Annotated in this window: 26 protein-coding genes; 12 read left to right on the forward strand and 14 right to left on the reverse strand. The window is 59.4% G+C overall.

The annotated features are described in order from the left end of the window. Positions 1–18: 18 nt before the first annotated feature. From AC0TOF_RS09090 to ftsE, 3 genes are read right to left on the reverse strand one after another with little or no spacing between them, the layout of a single operon-like run. Positions 19–927 carry a YdcF family protein gene (locus AC0TOF_RS09090; RefSeq protein WP_473767988.1) on the reverse strand — a complete coding sequence of 303 codons (909 nt, stop codon included), beginning with the start codon at positions 925–927 and terminating at the stop codon, positions 19–21. Next, a complete protein-coding gene (locus tag AC0TOF_RS09095; RefSeq protein ID WP_473767989.1) occupies positions 924–1,949 on the reverse strand; it encodes a cell division protein FtsX in 1,026 nt (341 codons plus the stop codon). Before AC0TOF_RS09095 ends, AC0TOF_RS09090 begins: the two co-directional genes overlap by 4 nt. Then, positions 1,942–2,565 (reverse strand): cell division ATP-binding protein FtsE, encoded by a 624-nt coding sequence (ftsE, locus tag AC0TOF_RS09100; RefSeq protein WP_473768114.1) that lies wholly within the window; start codon positions 2,563–2,565, stop codon positions 1,942–1,944. Before ftsE ends, AC0TOF_RS09095 begins: the two co-directional genes overlap by 8 nt. Positions 2,566–2,817: 252 nt before the next feature. Between ftsE and AC0TOF_RS09105 the strand changes: the two genes are divergently transcribed. Further along, positions 2,818–3,444, forward strand: a complete 627-nt coding sequence (locus AC0TOF_RS09105; protein ID WP_473767990.1) for a hypothetical protein — start codon at positions 2,818–2,820, stop codon at positions 3,442–3,444. A 9-nt stretch (positions 3,445–3,453) separates the two neighbouring features. Here AC0TOF_RS09105 and AC0TOF_RS09110 read toward each other — a convergent pair whose 3' ends face one another. Beyond that, the gene (locus tag AC0TOF_RS09110; protein WP_121999944.1) at positions 3,454–3,726 is read right to left on the reverse strand and encodes a hypothetical protein; all 273 of its coding nucleotides are present in this window, start codon (positions 3,724–3,726) and stop codon (positions 3,454–3,456) included. Between the two features lie 376 nt (positions 3,727–4,102). Between AC0TOF_RS09110 and aqpZ the strand changes: the two genes are divergently transcribed. Together aqpZ and AC0TOF_RS09120 are read left to right on the forward strand one after the other, a co-directional pair. Continuing rightward, positions 4,103–4,789 (forward strand): aquaporin Z, encoded by a 687-nt coding sequence (aqpZ, locus tag AC0TOF_RS09115; protein WP_473767991.1) that lies wholly within the window; start codon positions 4,103–4,105, stop codon positions 4,787–4,789. Between the two features lie 208 nt (positions 4,790–4,997). Beyond that, a complete protein-coding gene (locus AC0TOF_RS09120) occupies positions 4,998–6,239 on the forward strand; it encodes an MFS transporter (RefSeq protein WP_473767992.1) in 1,242 nt (413 codons plus the stop codon). Positions 6,240–6,261: 22 nt separating this feature from the next. On the opposite strand, the gene AC0TOF_RS09125 is transcribed toward AC0TOF_RS09120, so the two are convergent. The 5 genes from AC0TOF_RS09125 to hemC all read right to left on the reverse strand — a co-directional run bounded on the left by AC0TOF_RS09125 (position 6,262) and on the right by hemC (position 11,708). Next, positions 6,262–6,741 carry a tellurite resistance TerB family protein gene (locus AC0TOF_RS09125; RefSeq protein ID WP_473767993.1) on the reverse strand — a complete coding sequence of 160 codons (480 nt, stop codon included), beginning with the start codon at positions 6,739–6,741 and terminating at the stop codon, positions 6,262–6,264. Between the two features lie 179 nt (positions 6,742–6,920). After that, positions 6,921–8,570, reverse strand: coding sequence for a heme biosynthesis HemY N-terminal domain-containing protein (locus AC0TOF_RS09130; RefSeq protein ID WP_473767994.1), 1,650 nt, complete (start codon positions 8,568–8,570; stop codon positions 6,921–6,923). 11 nt (positions 8,571–8,581) lie between these two features. After that, positions 8,582–9,943, reverse strand: coding sequence for a COG4223 family protein (locus AC0TOF_RS09135; protein WP_473767995.1), 1,362 nt, complete (start codon positions 9,941–9,943; stop codon positions 8,582–8,584). Between the two features lie 83 nt (positions 9,944–10,026). Continuing rightward, positions 10,027–10,761, reverse strand: a complete 735-nt coding sequence (locus tag AC0TOF_RS09140; protein WP_473767996.1) for a uroporphyrinogen-III synthase — start codon at positions 10,759–10,761, stop codon at positions 10,027–10,029. 2 nt (positions 10,762–10,763) lie between these two features. Further along, positions 10,764–11,708, reverse strand: coding sequence for a hydroxymethylbilane synthase (gene hemC, locus AC0TOF_RS09145; RefSeq protein WP_473767997.1), 945 nt, complete (start codon positions 11,706–11,708; stop codon positions 10,764–10,766). Positions 11,709–11,772: 64 nt separating this feature from the next. Here hemC and tsaD point away from each other — a divergent pair, with 64 nt between their 5' ends. From tsaD to AC0TOF_RS09170, 5 genes are all read left to right on the forward strand, one after another. Beyond that, positions 11,773–12,852 (forward strand): tRNA (adenosine(37)-N6)-threonylcarbamoyltransferase complex transferase subunit TsaD, encoded by a 1,080-nt coding sequence (gene tsaD, locus AC0TOF_RS09150; protein WP_473767998.1) that lies wholly within the window; start codon positions 11,773–11,775, stop codon positions 12,850–12,852. Next, entirely contained in the window at positions 12,849–13,829 is a 981-nt protein-coding gene (locus tag AC0TOF_RS09155) for an NAD(P)H-dependent glycerol-3-phosphate dehydrogenase (protein ID WP_121999935.1), read from the forward strand. The genes tsaD and AC0TOF_RS09155 overlap by 4 nt, the downstream gene beginning before the upstream one ends. Before the next feature lie 68 nt (positions 13,830–13,897). Further along, complete coding sequence (locus AC0TOF_RS09160; protein ID WP_473767999.1) at positions 13,898–14,188, forward strand: YciI-like protein; 291 nt, start codon at positions 13,898–13,900, stop codon at positions 14,186–14,188. Positions 14,189–14,200: 12 nt separating this feature from the next. Continuing rightward, entirely contained in the window at positions 14,201–14,629 is a 429-nt protein-coding gene (locus AC0TOF_RS09165) for an EVE domain-containing protein (protein ID WP_121982353.1), read from the forward strand. Continuing rightward, positions 14,629–15,285: a class I SAM-dependent methyltransferase gene (locus AC0TOF_RS09170; RefSeq protein ID WP_473768000.1), complete on the forward strand. Its 657-nt coding sequence runs from the start codon at positions 14,629–14,631 to the stop codon at positions 15,283–15,285. Before AC0TOF_RS09165 ends, AC0TOF_RS09170 begins: the two co-directional genes overlap by 1 nt. Here AC0TOF_RS09170 and AC0TOF_RS09175 read toward each other — a convergent pair. Then, positions 15,282–16,154, reverse strand: coding sequence for a DMT family transporter (locus tag AC0TOF_RS09175; RefSeq protein ID WP_473768001.1), 873 nt, complete (start codon positions 16,152–16,154; stop codon positions 15,282–15,284). The two genes, AC0TOF_RS09170 and AC0TOF_RS09175, sit on opposite strands and share 4 nt — an antisense overlap. A gap of 127 nt (positions 16,155–16,281) precedes the next feature. On the opposite strand from AC0TOF_RS09175, the gene AC0TOF_RS09180 reads away from it, so the two are divergent. Together AC0TOF_RS09180 and AC0TOF_RS09185 are read left to right on the forward strand one after the other, a co-directional pair. Further along, the gene (locus AC0TOF_RS09180) at positions 16,282–17,775 is read left to right on the forward strand and encodes an aminotransferase-like domain-containing protein (protein ID WP_473768002.1); all 1,494 of its coding nucleotides are present in this window, start codon (positions 16,282–16,284) and stop codon (positions 17,773–17,775) included. Positions 17,776–17,994: 219 nt separating this feature from the next. Then, positions 17,995–19,476: a nucleobase:cation symporter-2 family protein gene (locus AC0TOF_RS09185; RefSeq protein ID WP_473768003.1), complete on the forward strand. Its 1,482-nt coding sequence runs from the start codon at positions 17,995–17,997 to the stop codon at positions 19,474–19,476. Positions 19,477–19,481: 5 nt separating this feature from the next. On the opposite strand, the gene AC0TOF_RS09190 is transcribed toward AC0TOF_RS09185, so the two are convergent. Further along, positions 19,482–20,027, reverse strand: coding sequence for a L,D-transpeptidase family protein (locus AC0TOF_RS09190; protein WP_473768004.1), 546 nt, complete (start codon positions 20,025–20,027; stop codon positions 19,482–19,484). Between the two features lie 143 nt (positions 20,028–20,170). On the opposite strand from AC0TOF_RS09190, the gene optR reads away from it, so the two are divergent. Further along, on the forward strand, positions 20,171–20,854 hold the full coding sequence (optR, locus tag AC0TOF_RS09195; RefSeq protein ID WP_006467959.1) for a response regulator OptR: 684 nt from the start codon (positions 20,171–20,173) through the stop codon (positions 20,852–20,854). Positions 20,855–20,888: 34 nt separating this feature from the next. Beyond that, a complete protein-coding gene (locus tag AC0TOF_RS09200; RefSeq protein ID WP_473768005.1) occupies positions 20,889–21,347 on the forward strand; it encodes a cyclic nucleotide-binding domain-containing protein in 459 nt (152 codons plus the stop codon). 6 nt (positions 21,348–21,353) lie between these two features. Here the strand turns inward: AC0TOF_RS09200 and AC0TOF_RS09205 are convergent, their stop codons facing one another. The 3 genes from AC0TOF_RS09205 to AC0TOF_RS09215 form a co-directional block, all read right to left on the reverse strand. Then, entirely contained in the window at positions 21,354–22,934 is a 1,581-nt protein-coding gene (locus tag AC0TOF_RS09205) for an ABC-F family ATP-binding cassette domain-containing protein (RefSeq protein ID WP_473768006.1), read from the reverse strand. A gap of 109 nt (positions 22,935–23,043) precedes the next feature. Next, the gene (locus tag AC0TOF_RS09210) at positions 23,044–23,850 is read right to left on the reverse strand and encodes an exodeoxyribonuclease III (protein WP_473768007.1); all 807 of its coding nucleotides are present in this window, start codon (positions 23,848–23,850) and stop codon (positions 23,044–23,046) included. Between the two features lie 90 nt (positions 23,851–23,940). Next, positions 23,941–24,612, reverse strand: coding sequence for an outer membrane lipoprotein carrier protein LolA (locus AC0TOF_RS09215; RefSeq protein ID WP_473768008.1), 672 nt, complete (start codon positions 24,610–24,612; stop codon positions 23,941–23,943). Positions 24,613–24,669: the final 57 nt, after the last annotated feature.

The following is a 24,669-nucleotide window of genomic DNA, read 5'->3' on the forward strand; positions in this document are numbered from 1 at the left end:
CGTAATCCGATTGAGAGATCAGTTTTCCGCCGTCGCGCTTTGCGCGGGCTGCGTTCCAAACAACCCGCTTGCGCCCACACGGACTGCGGCGCCCAGATACTTCACATATTCGATGAAGAGCACGCGCAATGTGTCGCCTTCGGCAATCCAGCTATGCTCGTGGCGTTCTCCGTTCACGACCGGATAGGGAATGAACTCGACATCCTTCATGCGATAGGACATTTCCAGCGTGCTGCGTGGAATATGATAGTTGTTGGTGACCAGGATGACGCGGCGATAGTTGTTCGTGCGAATCCAGCGTTCGCTTTCGGTCGCATTGCCGATGGTGTTGAGCGCCGATCGGTCGAGATCGACGCAGCAGTCAAACAGGCTCTGATCGGCATGGGTCGCACGCTGCAGCGCCTTTTCATTGGTCGCCGGATGAACGCCGCTGATCAGGAGCCGCTTTCCTCGCTTGTCCTTCAGGAGATTGACGGCAGCCTGAATTCTGGACTGGCCGCCAGTCAGAACGATGATCGCATCGGCAGGCTCGTCAATGACTGGCGGCTGCATGCTGGTAACCTTTTCACCAAACACGACGAAGCCGACGAGGAACGCCAGAAGGATAGCAAAGAGAACGATGGAAACCGGCTGAAAACGTCTGAACATGCGCATCATGACAGACCATAGGAAATTACCGGACGCAAGTGCAAAAGATTGCAGGGAAACGCGGTTCCGGCTTCGCCGCCAGACCACATCTCCCGTGGAAAATCCGTTTGCTGCCTGCTTCTGTGCCACTGCATCATCATGCGACCGTCGCCCACCCGATAGCACTTGCGGGATTCGCGCACCATCTCTTCTTCCATCATAGCCGGCATTGCGGCGAGAAGTCGGAGAAGCGGTGGAAAATCTCGCTTTGAAAGCGCCTGTATCGGAGAAGGTTCTCATTCGGAGCGCACCCCCGGACCGTCCATGGTGGCGAGCTGGCGGATTACCGTCAGCCGGCTGGTCAGCATGGTGAGAAAACTCACCAGAATGATAATGATGCCAGCCCCGATATAGCCGTCCCGCCCGATAGCGAAATTACCGAACATGGCAGCCGCCTGATCGCCTTCAGGCGTCGCCATGTGGCTCGATGCCCACCAGGAAAAGATCAGGAAAACCAGCATCGCCGCTGCTCCTCCGCACAGTGCTCCCTTCAGCGCCGTGCGGAAGAAATGCCATTCAAACTCGCGCGCCACGAATTTTGATTCGGCGCCGATGAAATGCAGCACCTCGATAATGTGGCCATTGCCGGACATCGCCCCGCGCGTGGCGAAGATTACGGTCAGAACGGTCGCCGCGATCACAAGCGACAGAACCCCTGTACCCACGAACACCGTCGTATGTGCCATGGAGACCAGCCTGTCGACCCAGGTCCGATGATCGTCAAACGTCGCAGCCGGAATGGCGCGTGTGATTTCAGCCCGCATGGTTTCGAAATCAGGCGGGGCAGTCTCATCAATCGTCACCACGACCAGCCGCGGCACGGGCAATTCATCGACATTGAGGCCGCTGCCGAGCCACGGTTCAAGCAGCCGCGCGGTGGCCGCCTTGTCGATAATGCTGGTGCCCTTCACACCGGCAAAGCCGCGCGCGATCTCGCTTGCCTCAGCCAGCGCCTTTTCCATGTCCTGTCCGTCGACTGGCCGGATCTGGATCGTGGCCTCGCGTGCGATCTGGCTCTGCCATGCAGCCGCCGAGGCGCGAACAAGCGTCACGCCGCCCATCGTCAGACATGCCAGGAAAGTCATGATGGCGATCACGATGACGAGTGCCGTGCCGGTCACACTGCCGTCGGGAACGATGGGGCTCGGTCCCTGGCGTTTCCGGCGCTTGCCGATACGAACGAGCAGCATGTCCTTGAGGTCCTCGAAACGGACCCGGACATCCTCCAGCTTGCGTTGCAAGGCGTTCTTTGCATCAATCATAGATGTCGAGCCGCCCATGTTCGAGGATCATGCGCCGCGCATCGACCTGATCCATCAGGGACAGATCGTGGGTCGCGATGATGACAGCCGTGCCCGAGCGGTTCAGCTCGGTGAAAAGACGCAAGAGACGCTTTGCAAGCGGCGGATCGACATTGCCGGTCGGCTCGTCGGCGAGAAGCAGTTCCGGCTGATCGATCAGCGCCCGCGCGATTGCGGCGCGCTGCTTTTCACCGCCCGAAAGAACCGGCGGCAAGACATTCATGCGGTCGCCCAGCCCTACCCAGTGCAGCAGCTCTTCCACCTCATGACGATAGGTCGCCTCTTCCTTTCCGCGCACGCGCAGCGGAAGCGCCACATTCTCGTATGTGGTCATATGGTCGAGCAGGCGAAAATCCTGAAACACGATACCGATGCGGCGGCGCAAAAGCGGGATTTCCGCGTGATTGAGCCGCGCAACGTCCTTGCCAAAAATATTGATAAGACCGCGCGTCGGCTTCAGCGCCATGAAGAGAAGGCGCATGAGCGAAGTCTTTCCCGCCCCGGAAGGGCCGGTCAGGAACTGGAATGAACGCGGCGGAATATGGAGACTGACATCGCGCAGGATCTCAGGACCCATTCCATATCGCAGGCCGACATTCTCAAAACGTATCACCGGCTGTTTCTCTTAAATTGCCCGTACGCTGACAGGCGCACGGATGACATCGATATCAGATCGACCTTTATCCCCTATGGTTAATGTTTGGTTAAATCCCGACCCATGTACTCGAAAAAAGTAAGGGTCCGCAGCTGTAGCCAGAAAGCATTAACCATTATGAGCCAGTGTGTGGCATCGGCCGAAGGAGCGAAAAACGCAAAGGAAGATGACGTCATGATGGCGAAACACCCATCGACAGCGCAGATATCGCGTGCGTCTTCGCGTGGAAAAATTCCGGCGCCATGGTTTGTTTCTGATGAGGGGGCGGTCGAGGACGCCGAATTCGAAACCATCCTCCCGGTTTCGCCTCGCCCAAAACTCCTCTCCTCCGTCATTTCGCAAAAGCCGCTCGCTTCGCGCAAATTCCTGTCGGAAACCGGTCCGGCTAGCGATTGGCCCGGATTCGGGTATTGGGTTTTCGTCGCTCTTTGCGCGACCACGGCTTTCTGGATCGCAGGGGGATATACGCTGCTTGCCGACAAGCCCGCTTCCGGCGGACAATCGATGCTGCCACTCGTTTCGGCGCTTCAACTGACCAATCTCAAAACCAGCGTCGGCGTGCATGACAAGGGCGATATTCTGAATGTCGGCGGACGCATCCGGAACACGACATCCGAAGAACGCGCCACGCCGCCGCTGATCGTCATGATTACCTATAGCGACGGCAGCAAACGCGAACGCCGTCTGGCGCCCGGGGAAACAATCTTGAAACCAGGTGCTTATATCGACTTCGAAACCTTGCTGCCGGCGCTGCGCGGCACCGTCGAGAAAATCGATGTGCGACTGGCTTCTCCGACCTGAAGTGGCAGGTTACTGCCAGCAGCCGAGGTTGCGGCCCTTGAGATTATGTGAGTCGATTTCGACCACGAGGCGCGGGTCTTCACGCAGCAGAACCAATGTGGTGCGCTGTTTGAGATCGATCTTCTGCCAGCCTGCGCACTCGGTCGGCATTGGCGTGCTGTCGATCTTCACCTTCTCCGTCCATGCCGTCGCCGTGCAGCCCGACAGAGCTGCAACAATGGGAACGACCTTGACCGCTCCTGAAACGAGCCTTTGCGTTTTCGTCCCACGATGAGTGTTCAAGGCTGACAACTCCAATCTGCCCCGCGAACCACCCGCCAATCGCTTTTGCGCTGGAGAGCGTCGCCCGTTCGACATCTGTGCTTATAACGTGCCGCGCCCCCTTTCCGCAATATAGCCAGACGGGTTCGACGGCTTTAAAAAACTCCCGTCAGGCGACGTTGAATGTCCACCAGAACCCGAATTAGAAGAGATATAAAAGCAAGTTCGAATATAAGAAGAATAGCCTCCCTGTTTACTGAGATGAGGGGATAAATCCACAGAAAACAAACGCCTTCGATCAAGTTAAACATGATTGTCGAAAGAAAAAGGTGATTATATGCTTCTTGCTAAATGATTCGCATGCGGCAGTTTCACTACACCAACCCTGGGGATTTCCATGCTGAACAAATTGTCGGCTGAATTTTTCGGAACATTCTGGCTTGTATTCGGGGGTTGCGGCAGCGCCGTCCTCGCCGCAGCCTTTCCTGAACTGGGCATCGGCTTTCTCGGCGTTGCCTTCGCCTTCGGTCTGACGGTCCTGACCATGGCTTATGCCGTTGGCGGTATTTCCGGCGGCCATTTCAATCCCGCCGTCTCGCTGGGCCTCGTCATTGGCGGCAGGCTTCCGGCAAAGGACCTTATCCCGTACTGGGTTGCACAGGTTCTGGGCGCAATCGCTGCTGCAGCGGTGCTCTATGTCATCGCTTCCGGCAAGGCGGACTTCACCGCGGGCGGCTTTGCCTCCAACGGTTACGCCGAACTCTCGCCCGGCGGCTACAGCCTGACGGCAGCCCTGCTTATTGAAATCGTCCTCACGGCGTTTTTCATCATCATCATTCTCGGATCGACCTCTTCCATCGCTCCGGCTGGTTTTGCCCCGATTGCCATCGGTCTTGGCCTGACCCTGATCCACCTGATTTCGATCCCGGTCACCAATACGTCCGTCAATCCGGCTCGTTCGACCGGCGTCGCTCTATTTGCCGAAACCGCAGCACTCGGTCAGCTCTGGCTGTTCTGGGTTGCACCGCTCGTCGGCGCAGCTATCGGCGCGATCATCTGGAAAGGCCTTCTCGGCAAGGATTGATCCAGAACGACAACACGATGAAAGGCCGGTTCAAGCCGGCCTTTTTCTTTTCAACGGCGTTTCTCTCAATACGGACAGCAGGTCGCAAAAAGTGGTTCCGATCATGGGAAGGATACTGTAAGTAACATCTATCTTGTTGTTGTTGCGCATTATCCGAAGCAAACCGCTTCGCAGTTTTTGCTCGGAAATGCTTTAGATGTTGTGAGAAATGCCCTCCTCCACCGATGCTTCTTCTGCGGATCGTTATGCCGCGTTCCGGCACTCTGCCTTTAAAAAATACTGGGGCGCCCGTTTCCTGAGCGCATTTGCGGTTCAGATCGTAAGCGTGTCGGTTGGTTGGCAGATCTATGATCTCACCCGCGACGCCTTCAATCTGGGCATGGTCGGGCTGGTGCAATTTCTACCGGCCCTCTTGCTGGTTCTGGTAACCGGTGCCGCTGCCGACCGCTTCGGCAGGCGTTTCATCATGGGACTTTCGCTCATTCTGGAAAGCGTGGTGACCGCAATACTGCTCGGCTTGACCCTCGCCGGCCTGTTCGAGCCCCTCACTGTTTTTGCCGCACTGACAATTTTCGGCGTGGCGCGCGCATTTCTCGGACCCTCTTCAGCATCGCTGGTCGTCAATCTCGTTCCAACCGAGGATTTCGCCAATGCCGTGTCGTGGAATTCATCGGCATGGCAAGTGGCCACGATCGTCGGTCCAGTTGCCGGTGGCCTTCTTTACGGCATTTCGCCGGTAGCGGCCTATTCCGTTGCAACGGTCTTCCTGCTGATTGGCTCGTTTCTGATCTTTTCCATTCCAAAGCCCAAGCAGCACACACTTGCCGAACAGCGCTCGCTGACAAGCATGCTGGCGGGCTTCCGCTATATCTGGAAGGAAAAGATCGTTCTGGGCGCGATTTCACTGGACCTGTTCGCCGTTCTCCTCGGCGGAACGGTGGCCCTGTTGCCCGTCTATGCGCGCGACGTTCTCGATCTCGGCCCCTGGGGCCTGGGCCTGCTGCGCTCCGCTCCCGGCATCGGCGCTGTTCTGACGGCAATCTGGTTGGCCGGGCATCCCATCCGCGATCATGCGGGCCGGGTGATGTTCGTATTCGTCGGCCTCTTCGGCTTCTTCAATATTATCTTCGGTGTCTCGACGCTGACCTGGCTGTCCGTCATTGCCCTGGCGCTTGCCGGTGCCGCCGACATGATCAGCGTCTACATTCGCGAAACGCTGATGCAGCTGTGGACGCCCGATCACGTGCGCGGTCGCGTCAACGCGGTGAACATGGTCTTTGTCGGCGCATCGAACGAGCTGGGCGAATTCCGTGCCGGTCTGATGGCGGCCGCCATTGGCGCTGTTCCCGCAGTCGTCATCGGCGGATTGGGATCTATCGCCGTCGCCATTGCCTGGGCAGCGATGTTCCCGCAATTGCGCAAGGCCCGCCACTTGCAGGGACGAACCTGAGCCTTCGCAACACAGCAATCCGTCAGGACGCAGGCGTGCTGCGGTTCGCCTTGTCCATGCGGTCCTGAATGGCGTTGCGGTCGTCTTCGCGAATGCCGACGAGTTCGGCAACCCTCCACATCACATCCGCCTCGACTTCACTCACCTTGCCATCGGCATAGACCATGTCCCACATCAGGGCGACCAGATCGAGCCGGGCCTGATAGTCGAGCTGCCGCTTCAAAACCGAGGTAAAATCCGACAGGTCGACGGCTTCCTGATCAGCTTTTTCCGCAGCACGGATCAACCTTTTCAGGTTGTCGCCTTTCAGGTCATATTTTTGCGACAGCACCGAAGAGAGCTTCTTGCGCTCGCTTTCCCGTGTTTCACCGTCGGCGTCCATGATGTGATAAAGCAAGGCAGCGGCAGCCAGCCTGGGATCGTCATTGGAAAATTTTTCGCTGCGGTCACGAAAACCGTTTGCAGGAAGTTCTTTTAAAAAATCCAGAAGACGATCGAACATTCAACCTCGCTGCCACATTCACTGCTTGCCGATCACCATTTTGGTTCCGGCACATCGGTTAGCAACATCGAAGGTAACGAGCTGAATGCATCAGGCAAGGCGATAAACGGTCTTGCACAGCCGTTTATCGCCCAAGAGGAGCGCCGCGTTGTTTTTCGGCAACGATTGGAGCACCCGGATCAGAAAAGCCGCAACCCGCTCTGGGCTTTCTGCGGAGCCTTGCTTTCGTCGACACCCGGATCGTCCACAACGATATGCGCACGGCGCGGCGCGGCTTCTGCGTCCTCGTCAGCCGTCACGACGTCAGCCACAGATGGCTTTACCTCACCGGCCTTTTGTGTCGGAGTGGCAGGCGACAGTTTGACGGGCTCGGCAGCCGGAACAACGACTTCGGCTTCCACCACGTCCCGGACAGGCGCTCTTCTTTCCGCAGGGGAGGATAGATCCGCCACGGCAGGCTCCGCCAGAACAATCTGATTAACCGGCTTTACGCCCACCGCCCCCCTGATTTCGGGCTTTTCCGCTTCAATGGCCGGAGCGAGTTCCACGACCGGAACTTTCCACTCAAAGCTGTTGAGCCGCCCGGTGACCGGCGAGACCGGCGCCCACCGTTCGGAAACATAGCCATCGGCAGTCCAGGCGGGATCGCGCGGGGCCTTGACCGCCCGCGCCAGCCATTCACGAACCTTGCCCTGATCGCCGGTTTCGGCTTCTTCAATATCGGCAAGCAGCAGATAGGCGCTCTCGCGCGGCGACGCACGCAGAACCTGCTCGGCGTTGTCGCGGGCGAAGCGATAATCGCCTGCCTCATAGGCAGCCCGCGCCAGAACGAGACTGCCCTCGGCAGTGTTGGAGCGCAATGATACGAGGTGCTTCGCGCGCTTCAGACGATCGTGAGCCGTATCGCCGGATCGGGCATAGACATAGGTCGAAGCAATGTCGGGCTGCGGGAACCGTTTCCAGGCCGCTTCCAGAATTTTCGAACCTTTCCGTACATCGCCATCGGCGAAAAGCGCGCGCGCGGCAACCACGGCGGCAGGCACGAGATCGGGGGCGAGCTTGTTTGCTTCCAGCGCCAAGGCCTTTGCCTGCGCATGGTCGACATCGACAATCGCCATCGCCTTGGCAGTCAAAAGCGCGGCGCGCTCCTTCTTCACCACATCCTTGCCATGGGCAAGCGCCTGCTTGCGCGCATCGACAAGCTTCAACGCCGCATCCCAGTCGCCTTCGGCACAAAGCTGCCCCATCATGGCCGACGAAGCCCATTCGAGCTGCGGCGCTTGACCGGCTGCTTCTGCGGCATAATGGCGGGCAGCATCGCGGGCGCCGACACGCTGGGCCTCGATATAAAGGCCACGCAGACCGAGCAGACGTGTCTCGGGGTCCTCCACCATCGCTTCAAAGCCCCTGCGGGCATCTTCCGTGCGTCCTTCCAGCATCGCTGTCTGCGCTTCCAGAAGCTTTATCAGCGGCTCCTGGTCGGAACTGAGCAGTTTGCCCGCCTGTTTTGTCATGCGGCGGGCTGCTTCCGGATCACCGGCTCCAGCAGCGATCAGGCCGGTCGAAAGCGACTGATAGCCGCGATCGCGCTTGCGTGCGCGAAAATGCCTGCGCAGCGTGTATGGCGACTGGATGATGCTTTTCACCAGCCACCACAGGATGAGGATGGCCGCGACAAGGGCAACGATCCCCGCAACGGCGGTTATCAGCGGCACATTGTAATGGTTGCCCGCGAAAGTGACATCAATCTCGCCCGGACGGTCCGCAAGCCACGCAAAACCGAACCCAAGGGCAGCAACAATAACGAGATAAAACAGGACACGTAGCATCGGCCTGCCTCCTATTGACCGGAAGAGGCCGCGGCCCCGCCCGTCTCGCCCGTGGATGCTCTGGATTTCAGGCTGTCCGCAACAAGCCGCTGCACCAGCACATCGGCATCACGCCGCGCTCGCATCTGATCAGCAAATTCCCGCGAGGTCGCCTTGGCATCGGCAGGCAGCTGTTCCCATTCGCTGAGCGCGCGCTCCAGATCGCCAGCCTGAAGAGCCGCTTCCATACGGGCGGTGGTTGGTCCGACGCCAGTTCCGCTAACATTGCCGGCCACGGGGCGCACGCTCACCAATCCTTTGGCGCTGGCGACAAGCTGATCCCAAATTCCGGCGTCGGCAGGCAGCTTGTTCTCCGTCGCAACAATCCGGTTTGCGACGGCGCCGAACCACGCATTCAGGTCGGCGACCGTCGGAACGCCCTTATCGGCATGAGCACGCAACTGTTCAATAGACGCCTCATCCGGCACGACCGACGCGTAAGTGTCCAGCTCCGCCTTGAACGAACCACCCCGATCAATCGCCGTTTTCAGCGCATTCGCTGCGATGAGCGCCGTCGCGTCGGGCTGGCGTGAAGCCTCACTGACCTTTTCCTGCAAGGAGGTCAGTTTCGATTCGAGCGATGAAATCGTGCCGCTGTTCCCCGTCACTCCGGCTGTTGCCTCGTCGGCCCGGCTCTGTGCCGCCGAAAGCTTGCTTTCCAGCGCATCGAGCCGTTCGGACAGGGCGGAGGTATCCGCTGCTGCCTGCTGCCCGGCTTCCTTCGGCAAGGCCGCCACTTGCTGTTGAAGATCGGCAAAGGAGCCCGCGACTGCCTCTGCCTTGATCTCAGCCGCCTGAACATTCTTTTCCAGCGCCGCAAGCTGTGCACGGCTTGCATCGTCAAGCGGCGCAGGCACTGGATTGCTGCGCAGATCGGCGATCTGCTGTTCCATATGCGCCAGCTGTTCCGCCGTCACTTTCGCGCCGGGAGAAGGGACGACATTGCCCCATTGCAGCGCCAGCAGACCACCAAGGCCGATCACGCCGCCAGCAATACCAGCCAGAAGATGCGACGCGCCCGCTCCGCTTTTTTGCGCTGGCTGCTGGATTTCCGGTTTCACACCCGACGTAAAGGGCGGTTTGGCATATGCCGTACTTTCCGGCTTTTCCGTTTTCACGATCTTTTCTGCAGTTGTTGCTTCCGGTTTGGGCGAAGCCGCTGGCTTCGCGGCTTCCGGCTTCGAGTTCTCCGGTTTTGAAAAGCTCCCTACCGGCTCCGCGTCTGGCGTCACTTTCGCCGGTTCGTCAACCCGCTTCACGTCCGATGGATCGAGATTGATCGTCACAGGATTACGGGCCGGTTTGGAATGTCGCGGAGTGCCGGGTTTCGCCATGGATCCTCTCGAAAGTGCCGATTGGTTGACTCAAACTCTATCAGATAAAATCGCCAGATGAAGGAAGGTTGCGCCAAAATGAGTCAAAGTTTGGCAAACAGCCGGAAAAGCCCTTCTTCATCAGGATGGTCCGCAACAAGGGCATTTGCCCTCCAGTTGGGCGGCAAACGGTCAGCCACACGGCCAGAAATGCACAAAAACCGCGTTTTCGCATCAATGGGCGGCTCGATTTCGCGCATCGCATCCACAAAGCTCATCGCCGCAATACCGGAATAAAGCATGACTGCGGCAAAAGGCGTGTCGCCCAGCACGGTTTGAAGCGACGCAGCCGTGTAAACACTCATCTCGGTATCATAGACATCGACAACATGCATATCGAGTTTCGCGGCCCGCATTTCGTCTTCGAAAACCGGCTGACGCACCCGTCCGGCAAGATAAAGAACACGGGATTGTTCGGGAAGTTCGCGCTGCATGGTCGCCGCAAGCCGAACAGCATCGCCGCCGCCATCGATCACGCAGCCGAAACCAGCCTTCCGTGCTGCCTGCGCCGTTCCCTGCCCCACGGCAAAGAGCGGCAGGTCAAGAAACGGCTTCAGCTGTTCCATGTCCATGTGGTGAAAGGCGTTGGCGCTTGTCACTGTCAAAGCCGCAAAGGGACCGACGGGCACAGCAAAAGAAAGCGCAACGGTCCGGCTCAGCGGAAGCAAAACCGGCTCATAGCCCTTCGACGCCAGTCTCGCGGCGGTCCGGGTGCCTGCCGGTTGCGGCCGCGTCACCAGAACCCGGCCAAGAGATGCGGTGTGTGCTCGCGCCGCCAAATCTACTCCCAGCCCTCGAAGAATTTGGGACCGGCCTTCGCGCGCAACTGCTCTGCTGCGTCCGTGCCGAGTGCGGCAGCATTCGATGTCGGTCCCTCGGCCCTTATCTCATGCGCCTCAGTCCCATCCGGCTTCAAGATCATGCCGTGGAATGAAACCGTATCGCCGTTGACCGTCGCAAGCCCGGCAATCGGTGTGCGGCAGGAACCGTCAAGCGCAGCCAGAAACGCCCGTTCGCAAGCAAGCGCTATGCCTGTTTCGCGGTGCGCAAGCGGGGCCAGCAGCGCATCGATGCGCGTATCGCCGATACGGGTTTCGATCCCGATGGCGCCTTGTCCCGGCGCAGGCGGGAAACTTTCCGGATCGGCCAGATCGGTAATGACATCGCCAAGCCCCAGACGCCGCAATCCCGCACAGGCAAGAAACGTCCCGTCGACTTCCCCGGCTTCCAGCTTGCGCAGGCGGGTATCGACATTGCCGCGGAAAATCACCACTTGAATGTCAGGACGAAGGCGGCGGATCAAGGCCTGGCGACGCAAGGATGACGATCCGACCGTCGCCCCCTGCGGCAGATCGAGAAGGCGGGAGGCCGTGCGGCCGATAAAGGCATCGCGGGGGTCTTCGCGCTCAAGAAAAACGGAAAGATGAAGACCATCAGGCAGAACCGTCGGCATATCCTTGGTGGAATGGACGGCGAGATCGATTCGGCCGTCTGTCAGCGCCTGTTCGATCTCCTCGGTAAAAAGCCCCTTGCCGCCGATCTCGGAAAGCGCGCGATCCTGAATGCGGTCGCCTGCCGTCGACATGGGAATGATTTCGATGGCTTCTTCCGGAAGACCATGCGCCTCCATCAGGCGGCGACGCGTCTCGTAAGCCTGGGCGAGAGCAAGCTTGCTGCCCCGCGTGCCTATCTTCAACGTGCCATTCTTCAAGGATGCTGTTTGCATATTGCGCCGTCCATGGTACCGGATTTTTCAAATGAATTATGAGACAGGCAGGGTCTAACCGCAAATGCGCATTCTTGGAATAGAAACAAGTTGCGACGAAACAGCCGCCGCAATCGTCGAACGGGACGATCGGGGCGAAGGACGGATATTGTCCAATGTGGTTCTGAGCCAGATCGCCGAGCACGAGCCCTATGGCGGCGTGGTGCCGGAGATCGCCGCGCGCGCCCATGTCGAAGCGCTGGACCGGCTGGTTGCCCGCGCACTGGACGACGCCGACATGAAACTTGCCGACGTCGATGCTGTCGCCGCCACGGCAGGGCCGGGACTGATCGGCGGGCTGATCGTCGGGCTGATGACCGCCAAGGCGCTGGCCATGGCGGCTCAGAAGCCGTTTTATGCCGTCAATCATCTGGAGGGCCATGCCTTGACGGCGCGGCTGACCGATGACCTGCCTTTTCCCTATCTGCTGCTGCTCGTTTCGGGCGGCCATACGCAGATGGTGCTGGTGCGCGGCATTGGCGACTATGAGCGCCTCGGCACCACGATTGACGATGCACTTGGCGAAGCTTTCGACAAGACCGCAAAGCTTCTGGGCCTGCCTTATCCGGGCGGCCCGGCAGTCGAACGCATGGCGCTTCAGGGCGATCCGAAGCGTTTCGCCCTGCCGCGGCCATTGAAAGGCGAAGCACGGCTCGATTTTTCCTTTTCCGGTCTCAAGACCGCAGTGCGCCAGACGGCAACCGAACTTGTTCCCTTGTCGGATCAGGACGTGGCCGATATGTGCGCCTCTTTTCAGGCTGCGGTCGCCGACACGCTGTCCGACCGGGTGGGTCGTTCGCTTGAACGCTTCAAAAATGAATTCCCCGATTGCGAAACACCGGCGCTCGTTGTCGCTGGCGGGGTTGCCGCCAACAAGACCCTGCGCGCCGCGCTCGAAACCCTATGCGCCCGGCATGGTTTCAGCTTTGTCGCTCCACCGCTTGATCTGTGCACCGACAATGCCGCGATGATTGCCTGGGCTGGTGCCGAACGGGCCGCAACAGAGGCGCCCGACAAGCTCGACCTTGCACCCCGCTCGCGCTGGCCGCTCGATGAAAAGTCGGCTCCACTGATCGGAACCGGACGACGCGGAGCCAAGGCATGAGCACGAAAATCGCCATTCTGGGCGGCGGTGCCTGGGGCACAGCCCTTGCGGCCATGGCGTGCAACAGCGGCCATGACACATGGCTCTACGCCCGCGATGACGAAACGGTCGAGGCCATCAACCGGACCCACCGCAATCCGCGTTATCTGGGCGAAATCGTGCTTCCCGACGCTATTCATGCAAGCACGGATGCGGCGGCTGTCGTGGAGGGTGCTGATGCCGTTCTGGCCGTCATCCCCGCGCAGGCCATGCGTGCCGGACTTTCGCAATTGTCCGACTTCATAGCGCAACGCGCGCCCGTGGTGCTTTGCGCCAAGGGGATAGAACGCAACACCGGGCGGCTGATGTCGGAGGTCGTGGCGGAAGTTCTGCCGAACCACCGGATTGCGGCGCTATCCGGTCCAAGTTTTGCAACAGACGTCGCCAGAGGGCTTCCGACCGCTGTGACCGTTGCCTGCGAGGACGCCCCAACTGCCGACCAGCTTGCAGCACTCCTGTCCGGTCCGGCTTTCCGCTGCTATTCGACAACCGATCTCAAGGGCGTCGAGATCGGCGGCGCCCTGAAAAATGTCCTTGCCATTGCCGCCGGTGCAGCCGTCGGGCGCGGTTTTGGGGCCAGCGCACAGGCGGCCCTCGTCACGCGCGGATTTGCGGAACTCCGCCGCATCGGTCAGGCCATGGGGGCGAAACCCGAAACCATCATGGGCCTTTCCGGCCTCGGCGACCTGATGCTGACCTGCTCTTCGTCGCAGTCGCGCAACTATTCCTACGGGCTGGCGCTTGGACGAGGCGAAGACCTCACCAACCGCCCGCTTGCCGAAGGCGTGGCCACCGCGCCGATCGCCGCCGAATTATGCCGCAAACACGCCATCTCCGCCCCCATCATCGATGCGACGGGAGCGCTGCTGGATGGGACCATCACCATTGACGAAGCCGTGACGGCTCTGCTCACCCGACCACTCAAGACCGAAGATTAGAGCATGATCCCGAAAAGCGGGAACCGGTTTTCGGACAAGACCATGCTCAACGGAAAGGATAATTGACGATGCTTTTTGCTCTTCTGTGCAACGACAAGCCGGACCACCTGCAAGTGCGCCTCGATACGCGCCCTGCGCATCTCGACTATCTCAAGGGTCTTGGCGACGGGCTGAAATTTGCAGGCCCCTTCCTTGGTGAAGACGGCAAGCCGAACGGCAGCCTGGTCGTTGTCGAAGCCGCCGACAAGGCCGAAGCAGAAAAGATCGCCGCCAACGATCCTTATGCGCTGGCGGGCCTGTTCGACAGCGTGACCGTGCGTCCGTGGAACTGGGTGATCAACAATCCGGCTAACGCTTGAGGCTTGTGACTGATGGCTTACTGGCTGTTCAAATCCGAACCGTTCAAATGGTCATGGGAAATGCAGAAAGCCCGTGGCGAAAAAGGCGAGCAGTGGGACGGTGTGCGCAATTATCAGGCGCGCAACAACATGCGCGCCATGAAACTGGGCGACAAGGGCTTCTTCTACCATTCCAATGAAGGGCTGGAAGTTGTCGGCATCGTCGAGGTCTGCGCGCTGGCGCACCATGACAGCACAACGGACGATCCGCGCTGGGAATGCGTGGATATCCGGGCTGTCCGCGACATGCCGAAGCCGGTGACGCTGAAAGATGTGAAGGCCAATCCGAAGCTGGAGAAAATGGCGCTCGTCACCTCGATGCGTCTTTCGGTACAGCCGGTTTTGGAAGACGAATGGATCGAAGTCTGCCGCATGGGCGGACTGGATGTCAAAGATATCTGATGCTTGATCCGGCCCATAAAAGCGCGCGCGATTTCATTCTGGCCAACACCAGTCTGCAAGCGCCGCCGCATGTGCCGGAAATTCGCCTTCATCTGGCTGATGAAGCCCACGACCTCTGGCACAAGACGGAGGAAGAGCTTGCCACGATCGGCCTTCCGCCGCCCTTCTGGGCTTTCGCATGGGCGGGCGGTCAGGGTGTGGCGCGCTATATTCTGGATCATCCCGAAACGGTGAAGGACCAGACGGTGCTGGATTTCGCATCGGGTTCCGGCCTTGTCGCCATTGCCGCCATGCGGGCGGGCGCATCAAGCGTGCTGGCTTCTGACATCGATCCCTTCGCGGGGCCAGCCATCGAACTCAATGCTGAGGCCAATGGCGTGTCGGTTTCCCCCTCTTTGGATGACCTCATCGGGCACGATGCCGGCTGGGACGTGATTCTGGCCGGAGACGTCTTTTATGAAAAGCCGCTCGCCGAGCGGCTCATGCCATGGTTTTCAGCCTTGGCGGCACGCGGCGCCCGGATCATAGTTGGTGATCCGGGCCGTGCCTATCTGCCCAAGGACAAGCTGCAACAGCTTGACGTCTACACGGTGCCGGTGACCCGCGCCCTGGAAGACGCGGAAGTCAAGAGCACGACCGTCTGGGCATTTATTTAGGCAAACCGCTTGGCACCCGCCACGCAGGCAACGACTACAGCCGCCGTCGCCACCATCCCCATGCTGACGGATTCTCCTGCGATGCCGGCAGCCAGCATAAGCCCAAAGAAGGGCTGGAGAAGCTGTAACTGGCCGACTGTGGCGGCTCCGCCCTGCGCAAGGCCGCGATACCAGAAGAAAAAGCCGATCAGCATCGAGAACAGCGAAACATAGCCGAGACTTATCCAGGCCGGCGCGCCGATGCCTGCCCATGTCTCAGGCCGCGTCATCACGCTTAACGGCAGCATGAGCGGCAGCGAGAACACCAGCGCCCAGCAGATGACCTGCCAGCCGCCGAGCCTGCGCGAAAGCTGTGCCCCTTCCGCATAGCCCAGACCGCAAACGATGACAGCGGCAAGCATAAGCACATCCCCCAGCAGCGTGGACTGGCTTCCCTGTCCATAGGCATAGGAAGCGACAATCAGGCTTCCCACCACCGAAAACAGCCAGAACATCGGGCGTGGGCGCTCGCCGCCGCGCAAAACAGCGAAGATTGCGGTAGCGAGCGGCAGCAATCCGATAAAGACAATCGCATGGGCGGAGGTCATATGCTGGAGCGCAAGCCCCGTCAGAAGCGGAAAGCCGACGACCACGCCAAGCGCCACCACAATCAGCGAAATGGCATCGTTCCGGCGTGGAAAAGGTTCCCGGAACGCCAGCAGGAGCGCCAGTCCCAGCACGCCTGCAATCGACGCGCGCACCATTGTCAGGAAGGTCGGGTCGATATCGATTACCGCCAGCCGTGTCGCCGGCAGCGACCCGGAAAAAATCAATACGCCCAAAAACCCGTTGATCCATCCCCCGGTCTTATGCCCAACATTCTTGTTCATTGTGTCTTTTCGGCTTTCTCTAAAATCGTATAAAGATTCGCAGGACAATGCCGCGAAACTGCCCGAATAATCAGGGACAGTTCCCGGACAATTTCGACAAACTGTACTGGTACGAAGGATAGTACAGATGATTTCGACGGGCCTGCTGCGCAGCCTCGAAGCTGTAGAAGCCGCCTATGCAGGCGGGGAAATTGAGGCTGGCGACGAAAACATCGCTGCCGACAGGGTGCCGCTCGTTGAAAAGGTGATGAGCATTATTCGCGGACGCATTACCGCGATGAGCCTCGCACCGGGCGCGCGGCTGCCTTCCATCCGCCGCCTCGCCGAAACGATGAATGTCTCGAAATCCACTGTCGTTGAAGCTTATGACCGGCTGGTGGCAGAAGGTATCATCCAGTCGCGGCGCGGCGCGGGCTTCTATGTTTCGGAGCGCGCGCGCCAGCCGCTTTCGCTCGCCACCAACACGCCACACAAGGAGCGCCAGATCGATCCGTTCTGGGTCATGCGGCAATCGCTTGAAGCAGGCGATGCCACGCTTAAACCCGGATGCGGCTGGCTTCCCGACGCATGGCTCCCGCAGGACGCGATCCGGCGTGCCATGCGCATGGTCGCCCGTGACGAGACAAGCAATCTTGCCACCTATGGCGAACCCCTTGGTTTTCGTCCCCTGCGCCAGCATCTTGCGCACCGGCTTGGCGAACAGGGCATCGACGTGTCGAGCGGCGACATATTGCTGGCCGATTCCGGCACGCAGGCCATCGATCTCATCTGCCGCTATCTGCTGCAGCCGGGCGATACGGTTCTGGTCGACGATCCCTGTTACTTCAACTTTCAGGCCGTGCTTCTGACCCACCGCGTCAAACTCGTCGGCGTGCCCTATAGCCATACCGGCCCTGACCTCGAAGCCTTTGCCAGAGCTGCCAGCGAACACGCGCCGAAACTCTATATATCCAATGCCGGGCTGCATAACCCGACCGGCGGCTCAATGACGCCAGCCACCGCGCACCGGCTGCTGAAGCTCGCCGAAGCGCATGGCATCACGCTCGTCGAAGACAATATCTTCGGCGACTTTCATCCCTCTCCCGCGCCATTGCTTGCCGAACTCGACGGATTCGATCGCGTCCTGCATATCGGCAGCTTCTCCAAGACGCTGTCGGCAGCGGCCCGCGTTGGCTATATCGCCGGGCGTAGCGACTGGATCGACGGGCTGACCGACCTGAAACTCGCCACCAGCTTCGGCGGCAATGCATTGTCGCCGCAGATCGTGCATGCACTTCTGACGGACGGCACCTATCGCCGCCATGTCGACAGCCTGCGCGCCAAGCTGGCCGATGCCATGACACTGACAGCCAACCGCCTGAAAGCGGAGGGCCTCACTCTTTGGACCGAGCCGCCGGGCGGCATGTTCCTTTGGGCGCAATTGCCGGATGGGCTGGACTCCGCCCAGATTGCCCGGCATGCTCTGGAAAAAGGCGTACTGCTGGCACCCGGCAACGTCTTCAGCGCGTCGCGAACGGCAAGCGGTTTTCTGCGCTTCAATGTCGCCCAATCGCTGGAACCGTACATTTTTGCGGTACTGCGCGATGCGATGCGAGACGCCCGCGCCAAAATCGACGGGTGATCCCTCAGCATTAGCGCTCCCGCATCGAAAACAATTTCAAGCAAAAGAGGCACAGTCAACCGGACGGCTCCGGTTATACTCCTACGACATGTCTTTGGAGGAGACATCGCGCATTTCATCGTCGGTTCGGTGCCGGAAGGCATGCCACGATGATCGGGCGCAGGGAGAACGGAGAGAGCAGGCTGACGACGCGTTCGCGCCTGCTGGGAGGGAGTATCATTGAATACGCACCAGTCCGGGGCGGATGCGCTTTCGCGTCCCGAAGATGAAAAATTATCTGTCACTGCCAATCTGGCTTACGGCTTTCAGCATGTGCTGACCATGTATGGAGGGATCGTCGCGGTTCCGCTGATCATCGGCCAGGCGGCGGGTCTCAGCCCGACCGAGATCGGCCTGCTGATCACCGCATCCTTGTTTGCGGGCGGTGTTGCGACCGTCCTGCAAACCATCGGCATTCCCTTTTTCGGCTGCCAGCTTCCGCTTGTTCAAGGCGTCTCGTTTTCGGGCGTCGCCACCATGGTCGCCATCGTCACATCGAGCCAGACGGGCGAAGCAGGCTTGCAAGTCGTGCTGGGGGCCGTCATCGCGGCAGCCGTGATCGGCCTTATCATCACGCCGATATTCTCGCGCATCACGCGCTTCTTTCCTCCGCTCGTCACCGGCATCGTCATCACCACCATCGGCCTGACGCTGATGCCCGTTGCAGCGCGCTGGGCGATGGGCGGCGACAGCAACAGCCCGGAATTCGGCAGCATGGCCAATATCGGCCTTGCGGGACTCACGCTGGTCATCGTTCTCATTCTAAGCAAGATGGGCAATGCCACGATTTCGCGGCTTTCGATCCTGCTTGCCATGGTCATCGGAACCTTTATTGCCTGGGCGCTCGGCATGACCGATTTTTCACGGGTGGGCGAAGGCACGATGGTGGCATTGCCGGAGGTTTTCCATTTCGGCATGCCGGTATTCAACTTTGCGGCAACGCTCTCGATGTTCATCGTGATCATGGTTACGCTGGTCGAGACCTCTGCCGATATTCTGGCTGTCGGTGAAATCCTCGGGACGAAAGTGGATTCACGACGTCTCGCCAATGGCCTGCGCGCGGATATGCTCTCAAGCATCCTGTCGCCGGTCGTCGGCTCCTTCACGCAGAGCGCCTTCGCGCAGAATGTCGGCCTTGTTGCTGTGACAGGCGTGAAGAGCCGCTATGTCGTCGCAACCGGCGGGCTGATCCTCATCACGCTCGGCCTCCTGCCGGTGATGGGCCGGGTGATTGCCTGCGTTCCTCCTGCGGTTCTGGGCGGAGCGGGCGTAGTCCTGTTCGGCACCGTGGCTGCGAGCGGCATCCGCACGCTGTCAAAGGTCGACTATGAGAACAACATCAATCTCATCATCGTGGCGACCTCGATTGGCTTCGGCATGATCCCGATTGCCGCACCGCAGTTCTATCATCACTTCCCGATCTGGTTCGAAACCGTATTTCATTCCGGCATCAGTTCGGCGGCATTGATGGCTATTGCGCTCAACCTGATGTTCAATGAGATCAAGCTCGGCAACAGCAACCAGATGTCAGTCTTTGCGGAAGGAACCGAACGCATCATCCGTCATCACAATATCGCTGAGTTGCATGACGGAGATTATTTCCTGAACGGCAAGCTCTACGATGCCAATGGCAATGAGGTCAGAATAGCTGCCGCACACTGAGGCAACTATCTCAGGACGCGGATGACAGTCCGGTCCGTCAGATGAGGCAGGAGGCGCGCCATATCGGCGCGCTTCAATGCTATGCAGCCTTCGGTCGGCGTGTAGCCCGGTCGCGCCAGATGGAAGAAGATCGCACTGCCGCATCCGCGACGGCGCGGCGCGATGTTCCAATCCATGACAATGCAGACATCGTAGAGATCGTCGCGCCGCCACATATCCTCGTGGCTTGCCGCATAAGGCAGCCTGACGGGACGGTTGTAATTGGCATCGGACGGCGCATCGCACCAGCCGTCCAGACGGCGGACGCGGCCGAGCGGCAACCGTGAGGATGGCAACAAACCCTTGTCGCCACGCCTGTATCCATAGAGCAGCCGCATGGTTGCCAGAGGCGTCGCGCCATCGCCTTCGCGCTTGAAAGCGCTGATTCCCCCCTTGCCAAGAGCACATTCCAGCACCAGATTGCCCGCAACAAGCAAGCCGCGCGTTTTGTGGCCCGGTTTGGCCCGCACATCGATAACGCCGATTCCCCGGCTAATTGTGTATCTGGCCAAGCTCCCGCCTCCGTGTCATGCATGTTAAAAACCGTTGTCGGCGGGCGCGAAAACCTGTTTCACGTTTCGCCGCTTCAACTTGTCTCCATTAAATGTCATAAAACACCAAGAGCCATTTAAATCAAAGAGTAACGAGGACAGGCATGACAGGCCGTACGATACTGATTGTGGACGATGACGAAGATCTCCGTTCCATCCTCGTCGAACAGCTGGAGCTGTGCGAAGAATTCCAGATCCTGCAGGAAGACAATGCCACCAAGGGCATCCAGACTGCGCGAAACGGCATTGTGGACCTCCTCATCATGGATGTCGGCCTGCCGGATATGGATGGGCGCGAAGCCGTAAAACTGCTGCGCAAGGGTGGTTTCAAGGCGCCGATCATCATGCTCACCGGGCACGATACGGAATCGGATACGATTCTCGGCCTCGAATCGGGCGCCAACGATTACGTCACCAAGCCGTTCAAGTTCGCGGTGCTTCTGGCGCGCGTGCGCGCGCAACTGCGCCAGCACGAGCAGAGCGAGGATGCGACCTTCATCGTCGGCCCCTATACGTTCAAGCCCGGCCAGAAGCTGCTCATCGACGAGAAGGGCAGCAAGATTCGCCTCACCGAAAAGGAAGCGGCGATCATCAAGTATCTCTATCGCGCCGGCGACAAGGTTATCGGTCGCGATGTCCTGCTGGAAGAAGTGTGGGGCTACAATTCAGGCGTTACCACGCACACGCTGGAAACCCATGTCTATCGTCTGCGACAGAAAATAGAAAAAGATCCGTCCAATGCGGCGCTTCTGGTCACAGAAAGCGGGGGATACAAGCTTGTCCCATGATGGACGGCGCCCGATGCAGGTGTATTGACGATCCATGGCGCTTGATGATGATATTCGCATTCTCGGTTCCGTAGGCCTGTTCGAGTCTTTTACGCCCGAACAGCTGCGGCTGCTTGCCTTTGGTGCGGAACGTCTCGTTCTCAGAGCAGGGCGAGAGCTTTTCCGTGAGGGACAAAGCGCGGACTGCGGATATATCGTCGTCTCCGGCAACATTACCCTGTTTCACGATAGCGAAGAGGGGCGGGTCACGATCCGCTCCGTCGGGCCAGGCGCAATGATCGGCGAAATGGCGCTGATCGCGCAAACCAGCCGCCTGACAGGCGCTCTCGCCGAAGAGGAAACGGAAGTCGTACGTATCAGCCGCGCAATCTTTCGGCGTATCCTCGAAGAATATCCGGAAGCGGCAGCCGTACTTCATTCCCACATCAGCCGCGATCTGCTCCAGCTGATCGGCGAAATCGAAAAAGTCGCGCCGCGCTTGAATGGCGACTGACCCTCTTCAAAGATCAATTCTCCTTCCCGCCCCGATAGCCTCAAGGAAAGCCTGATCGTGGCTCACGACGATCAGCGCCCCCTCATAGGTGTTGAGTGCGGTTTCCAGCGCCTCGATGGAATCGAGGTCGAGATGATTCGTGGGTTCATCGAGGATCAGCAGTTCGGGAAGCCTCGTTCCACCGAGAACGCAGGCAAGTGCAGCCCTCAACAATTCACCGCCGCTGAGGCTACCGGCAAGCCGTGAAGCACCCTCGCCGCGAAACGAAAAGCGCGCCAGCGCCGCATGCGCGTCGTTGTCGCTGGAGCCCGGATTGAGGCGCCGATAATTTTCATAAAGCGTCTGGTCGCGATCCATCAGGCTCATCTGCTGGTCGAACATCGCCAGACGCGCCGGACGCATCACGGTTCCGGCCACAGGCTGAAGATCGCCCGTCATCAGCCGCAACAGGCTGGTCTTGCCTGCACCATTTGGCCCCGTAACCACCACACGCTCGGCTCCAACAATCTTCAGCGACAGGTCACGAATCACCGGGTGGTCGGCTTGAGGTCCGCCTGAGACATTTTGCATCTCCAGCATCACCCGCCCGGACGGCGGAACTGCGCCTGTCACATCGAAATGCATCGGCTTCACCCGCTCGACTTTCGCCTGGGCCTCCTGCAACCGTTCGTTTGCCTGGGCGGACTGGCGTTCCGCCAATGCATCGCCCCGCCCCTTCGACTGTTGCGCACGGTCTTGCCGGGCATCGAGCAGCATCTTGCTCATCCCCGCATCGGCCCGCGACGCGCGGCCGCGCGCGTCACTGCGTGCCTGTCTTTCGGCTGCGGCCTGCGCCTTGCGTTCGACCTGCCTGACCTCGCGCCGCGCCGTTGCAAGATCGCGTGCCGCCGTTTCACGCTCCTCAGCTCTCTTCTCCTGATAGAAATCCCAGTTACCGCCATAGAAGCGAAGCCCCCCCGGGGACAATTCCGCTATCGCATCCATGGTCCGTAGCAGCTCACGGTCATGGCTGACCACGACGGCTGCTCCACGCCAGGCGGAGAGAAGTTCCACAACGGCCAAACGACCGGCGCGATCGAGATTATTGGTCGGCTCATCCAGTAGAATAAGATCGGGCTTGTGGAAGATAAGGGCGGCAAGCGCCGCGCGTGTTTGCTGGCCTCCGCTCAAGGTTGAAATGCGGGTGTCGGGAGCCAAATCAGGCAGGCCAAGTTCCTGCAGCGCGTCGGTGAAGCGCTGCGGCAAAAGCCAGTCGGCCTCATCCAGATCGCTGTCACTGGCCAGCCCCCGCTCAATACGGGTCAGAATATCGAAGCCTGCCCGTGCATCGAAAATATCCGCAAGCGTCATGACAGCATTGCCGCCGACATTCTGCCGCAGAACGCCGATGCTTCCATTGGCGGTCACATTTCCGCTCGTCGGAAGCAGCATCCCGCTCATGATGCGCAACAGCGTCGATTTGCCGACGCCATTGCGCCCAACCAGACCGATGCGGCCTTCGGCTACGCTGAAATTGACGGATTCGAAGAGGGTACGGCCATCAGCCGTAACGCAGGAAACATCCTGAAGTGTGAGAAGAGAAGACATCGCGAACCATGGAAACATTGAAAACACTGGTCATTTGAAACAGTGCCATCCGATCCATCGTTCTTCTCTCCTTGTTTTGACTGCGTCCTATATAGGCCTTGCGATCCTGTTAATCCAGATCGAATGTCGCAATAACTGGCACGTGATCGGACGGACGATCCCATCCGCGCGCATCGCGAAGGATTTGCAGACCCTGCATATGCCCTTCAAGATCGGCGGAACCCCAGACGTGATCCAGCCTGCGGCCACGATCCGATTCATCCCAGTCCTTGGCGCGATAGCTCCACCAGGTGAAGATTTTCTGGTCTGCCGGAATCAGATGCCGCATCAGGTCGCTCCAGCCGCCCTTCACACGCAGGTCTTCCAGCGTTTCGGTCTCTATCGGCGTATGGCTGACGATCTTCAAAAGCTGCTTGTGCGACCAGACATCGTTTTCGAGCGGGGCGATGTTGAGATCGCCGACGAGGATAGATGACAGCCCATCCTGCCGGTCGGCCACAATTGCACGCATTTCCTCAAGAAAGGCCAGCTTGTGCGCGAACTTGGGGTTGATCTCGGGGTCCGGCTCATCCCCGCCCGCGGGCACGTAGAAATTATGGATGCGGAGCTTTTTGCCGCCTGCTTCCACTACCGCGCTCAGGTGCCGACAATCGCCCATGTCGCAAAAACCGATCTTTTCCACGCCCGTCAGCGGACGCTTGGAAACTGTCGCCACGCCATGATAGCCCTTCTGTCCGCTGATCGCGATATGTTCATAACCGAGCGCGCGAAACCCTTTGGCCGGAAACAGATTGTCGGGACATTTCGTTTCCTGAAGGCACAGAACATCCGGCTGATAGTCGCGCAGAAACTGTTCGACCAACGGCATGCGCAGGCGAACGGAATTGATGTTCCAGGTAGCAACGGAAAAAGCCATGAAGATAGGACTCGCAGCAACGAAAAAGATGCCGCGAACCTAATCATTTATCCGGCAAATGCAAACGGATTGCCTGTCACAAACTGACGGCTACTGACCTTTACGCTTCATGGCGATGCGCTGATAGTCGATCTTGAACATATCGTCGGTAAAACGCACGCCGCTGCGCACGTTGAAGATCATCACGGTCGTATCGAGCTTTTGCGCGTCGGTGATGGTCCACTGCTTCAGCTCGTAGGATTTGGGGTCGAACATCATGGTGATTTTCGAATCGCCGAAGATCGACTTGTCGCCCAGCACCAGCGTGGTCATGTCCGGCTCCTGCTTCACATTCTGAAGACGGCCGCCGCCAAGATCAATGCGGTCTGCCAGAAGCAGCTTCAGGGGCGTCTTCGAAAGCGGATAGAGGTCCCATGTGTCGAGCTTGCGATTGTTGATGACGACCGATTCGCCATCGGAAATCACCCGGATCGGGGAATTGTTATAGTTGAAGCGAATCTTGCCCGGACGCTCGATATAGAAAGTGCCGCCCGTCTGCTCGCCCTTCGGGCCGAACTGCACGAACTCGCCGGTCATGGTGCGCACCGACGAGAAATGATCGGCAATCTGCTGTGCCGCAGCCCCACTGCCGCCTGCCCCTTGAGCCTGCGCCACGGCTGGCGTCAGAACCGGCAGCGCCACACCCGATCCCAGTACTCCGATGCCCAGCACGGCTGCGAGACGGCCAGCTTTTGCAAACGCGGACAAACGGGAGAGCATCATCGACAAACTTTCTCTTTTCATCATGGTAGCTAATTAGACCGCCAGTTTGGCGCTAGT

The organism is Ochrobactrum sp. PL_is501 (assembly GCF_055816895.1).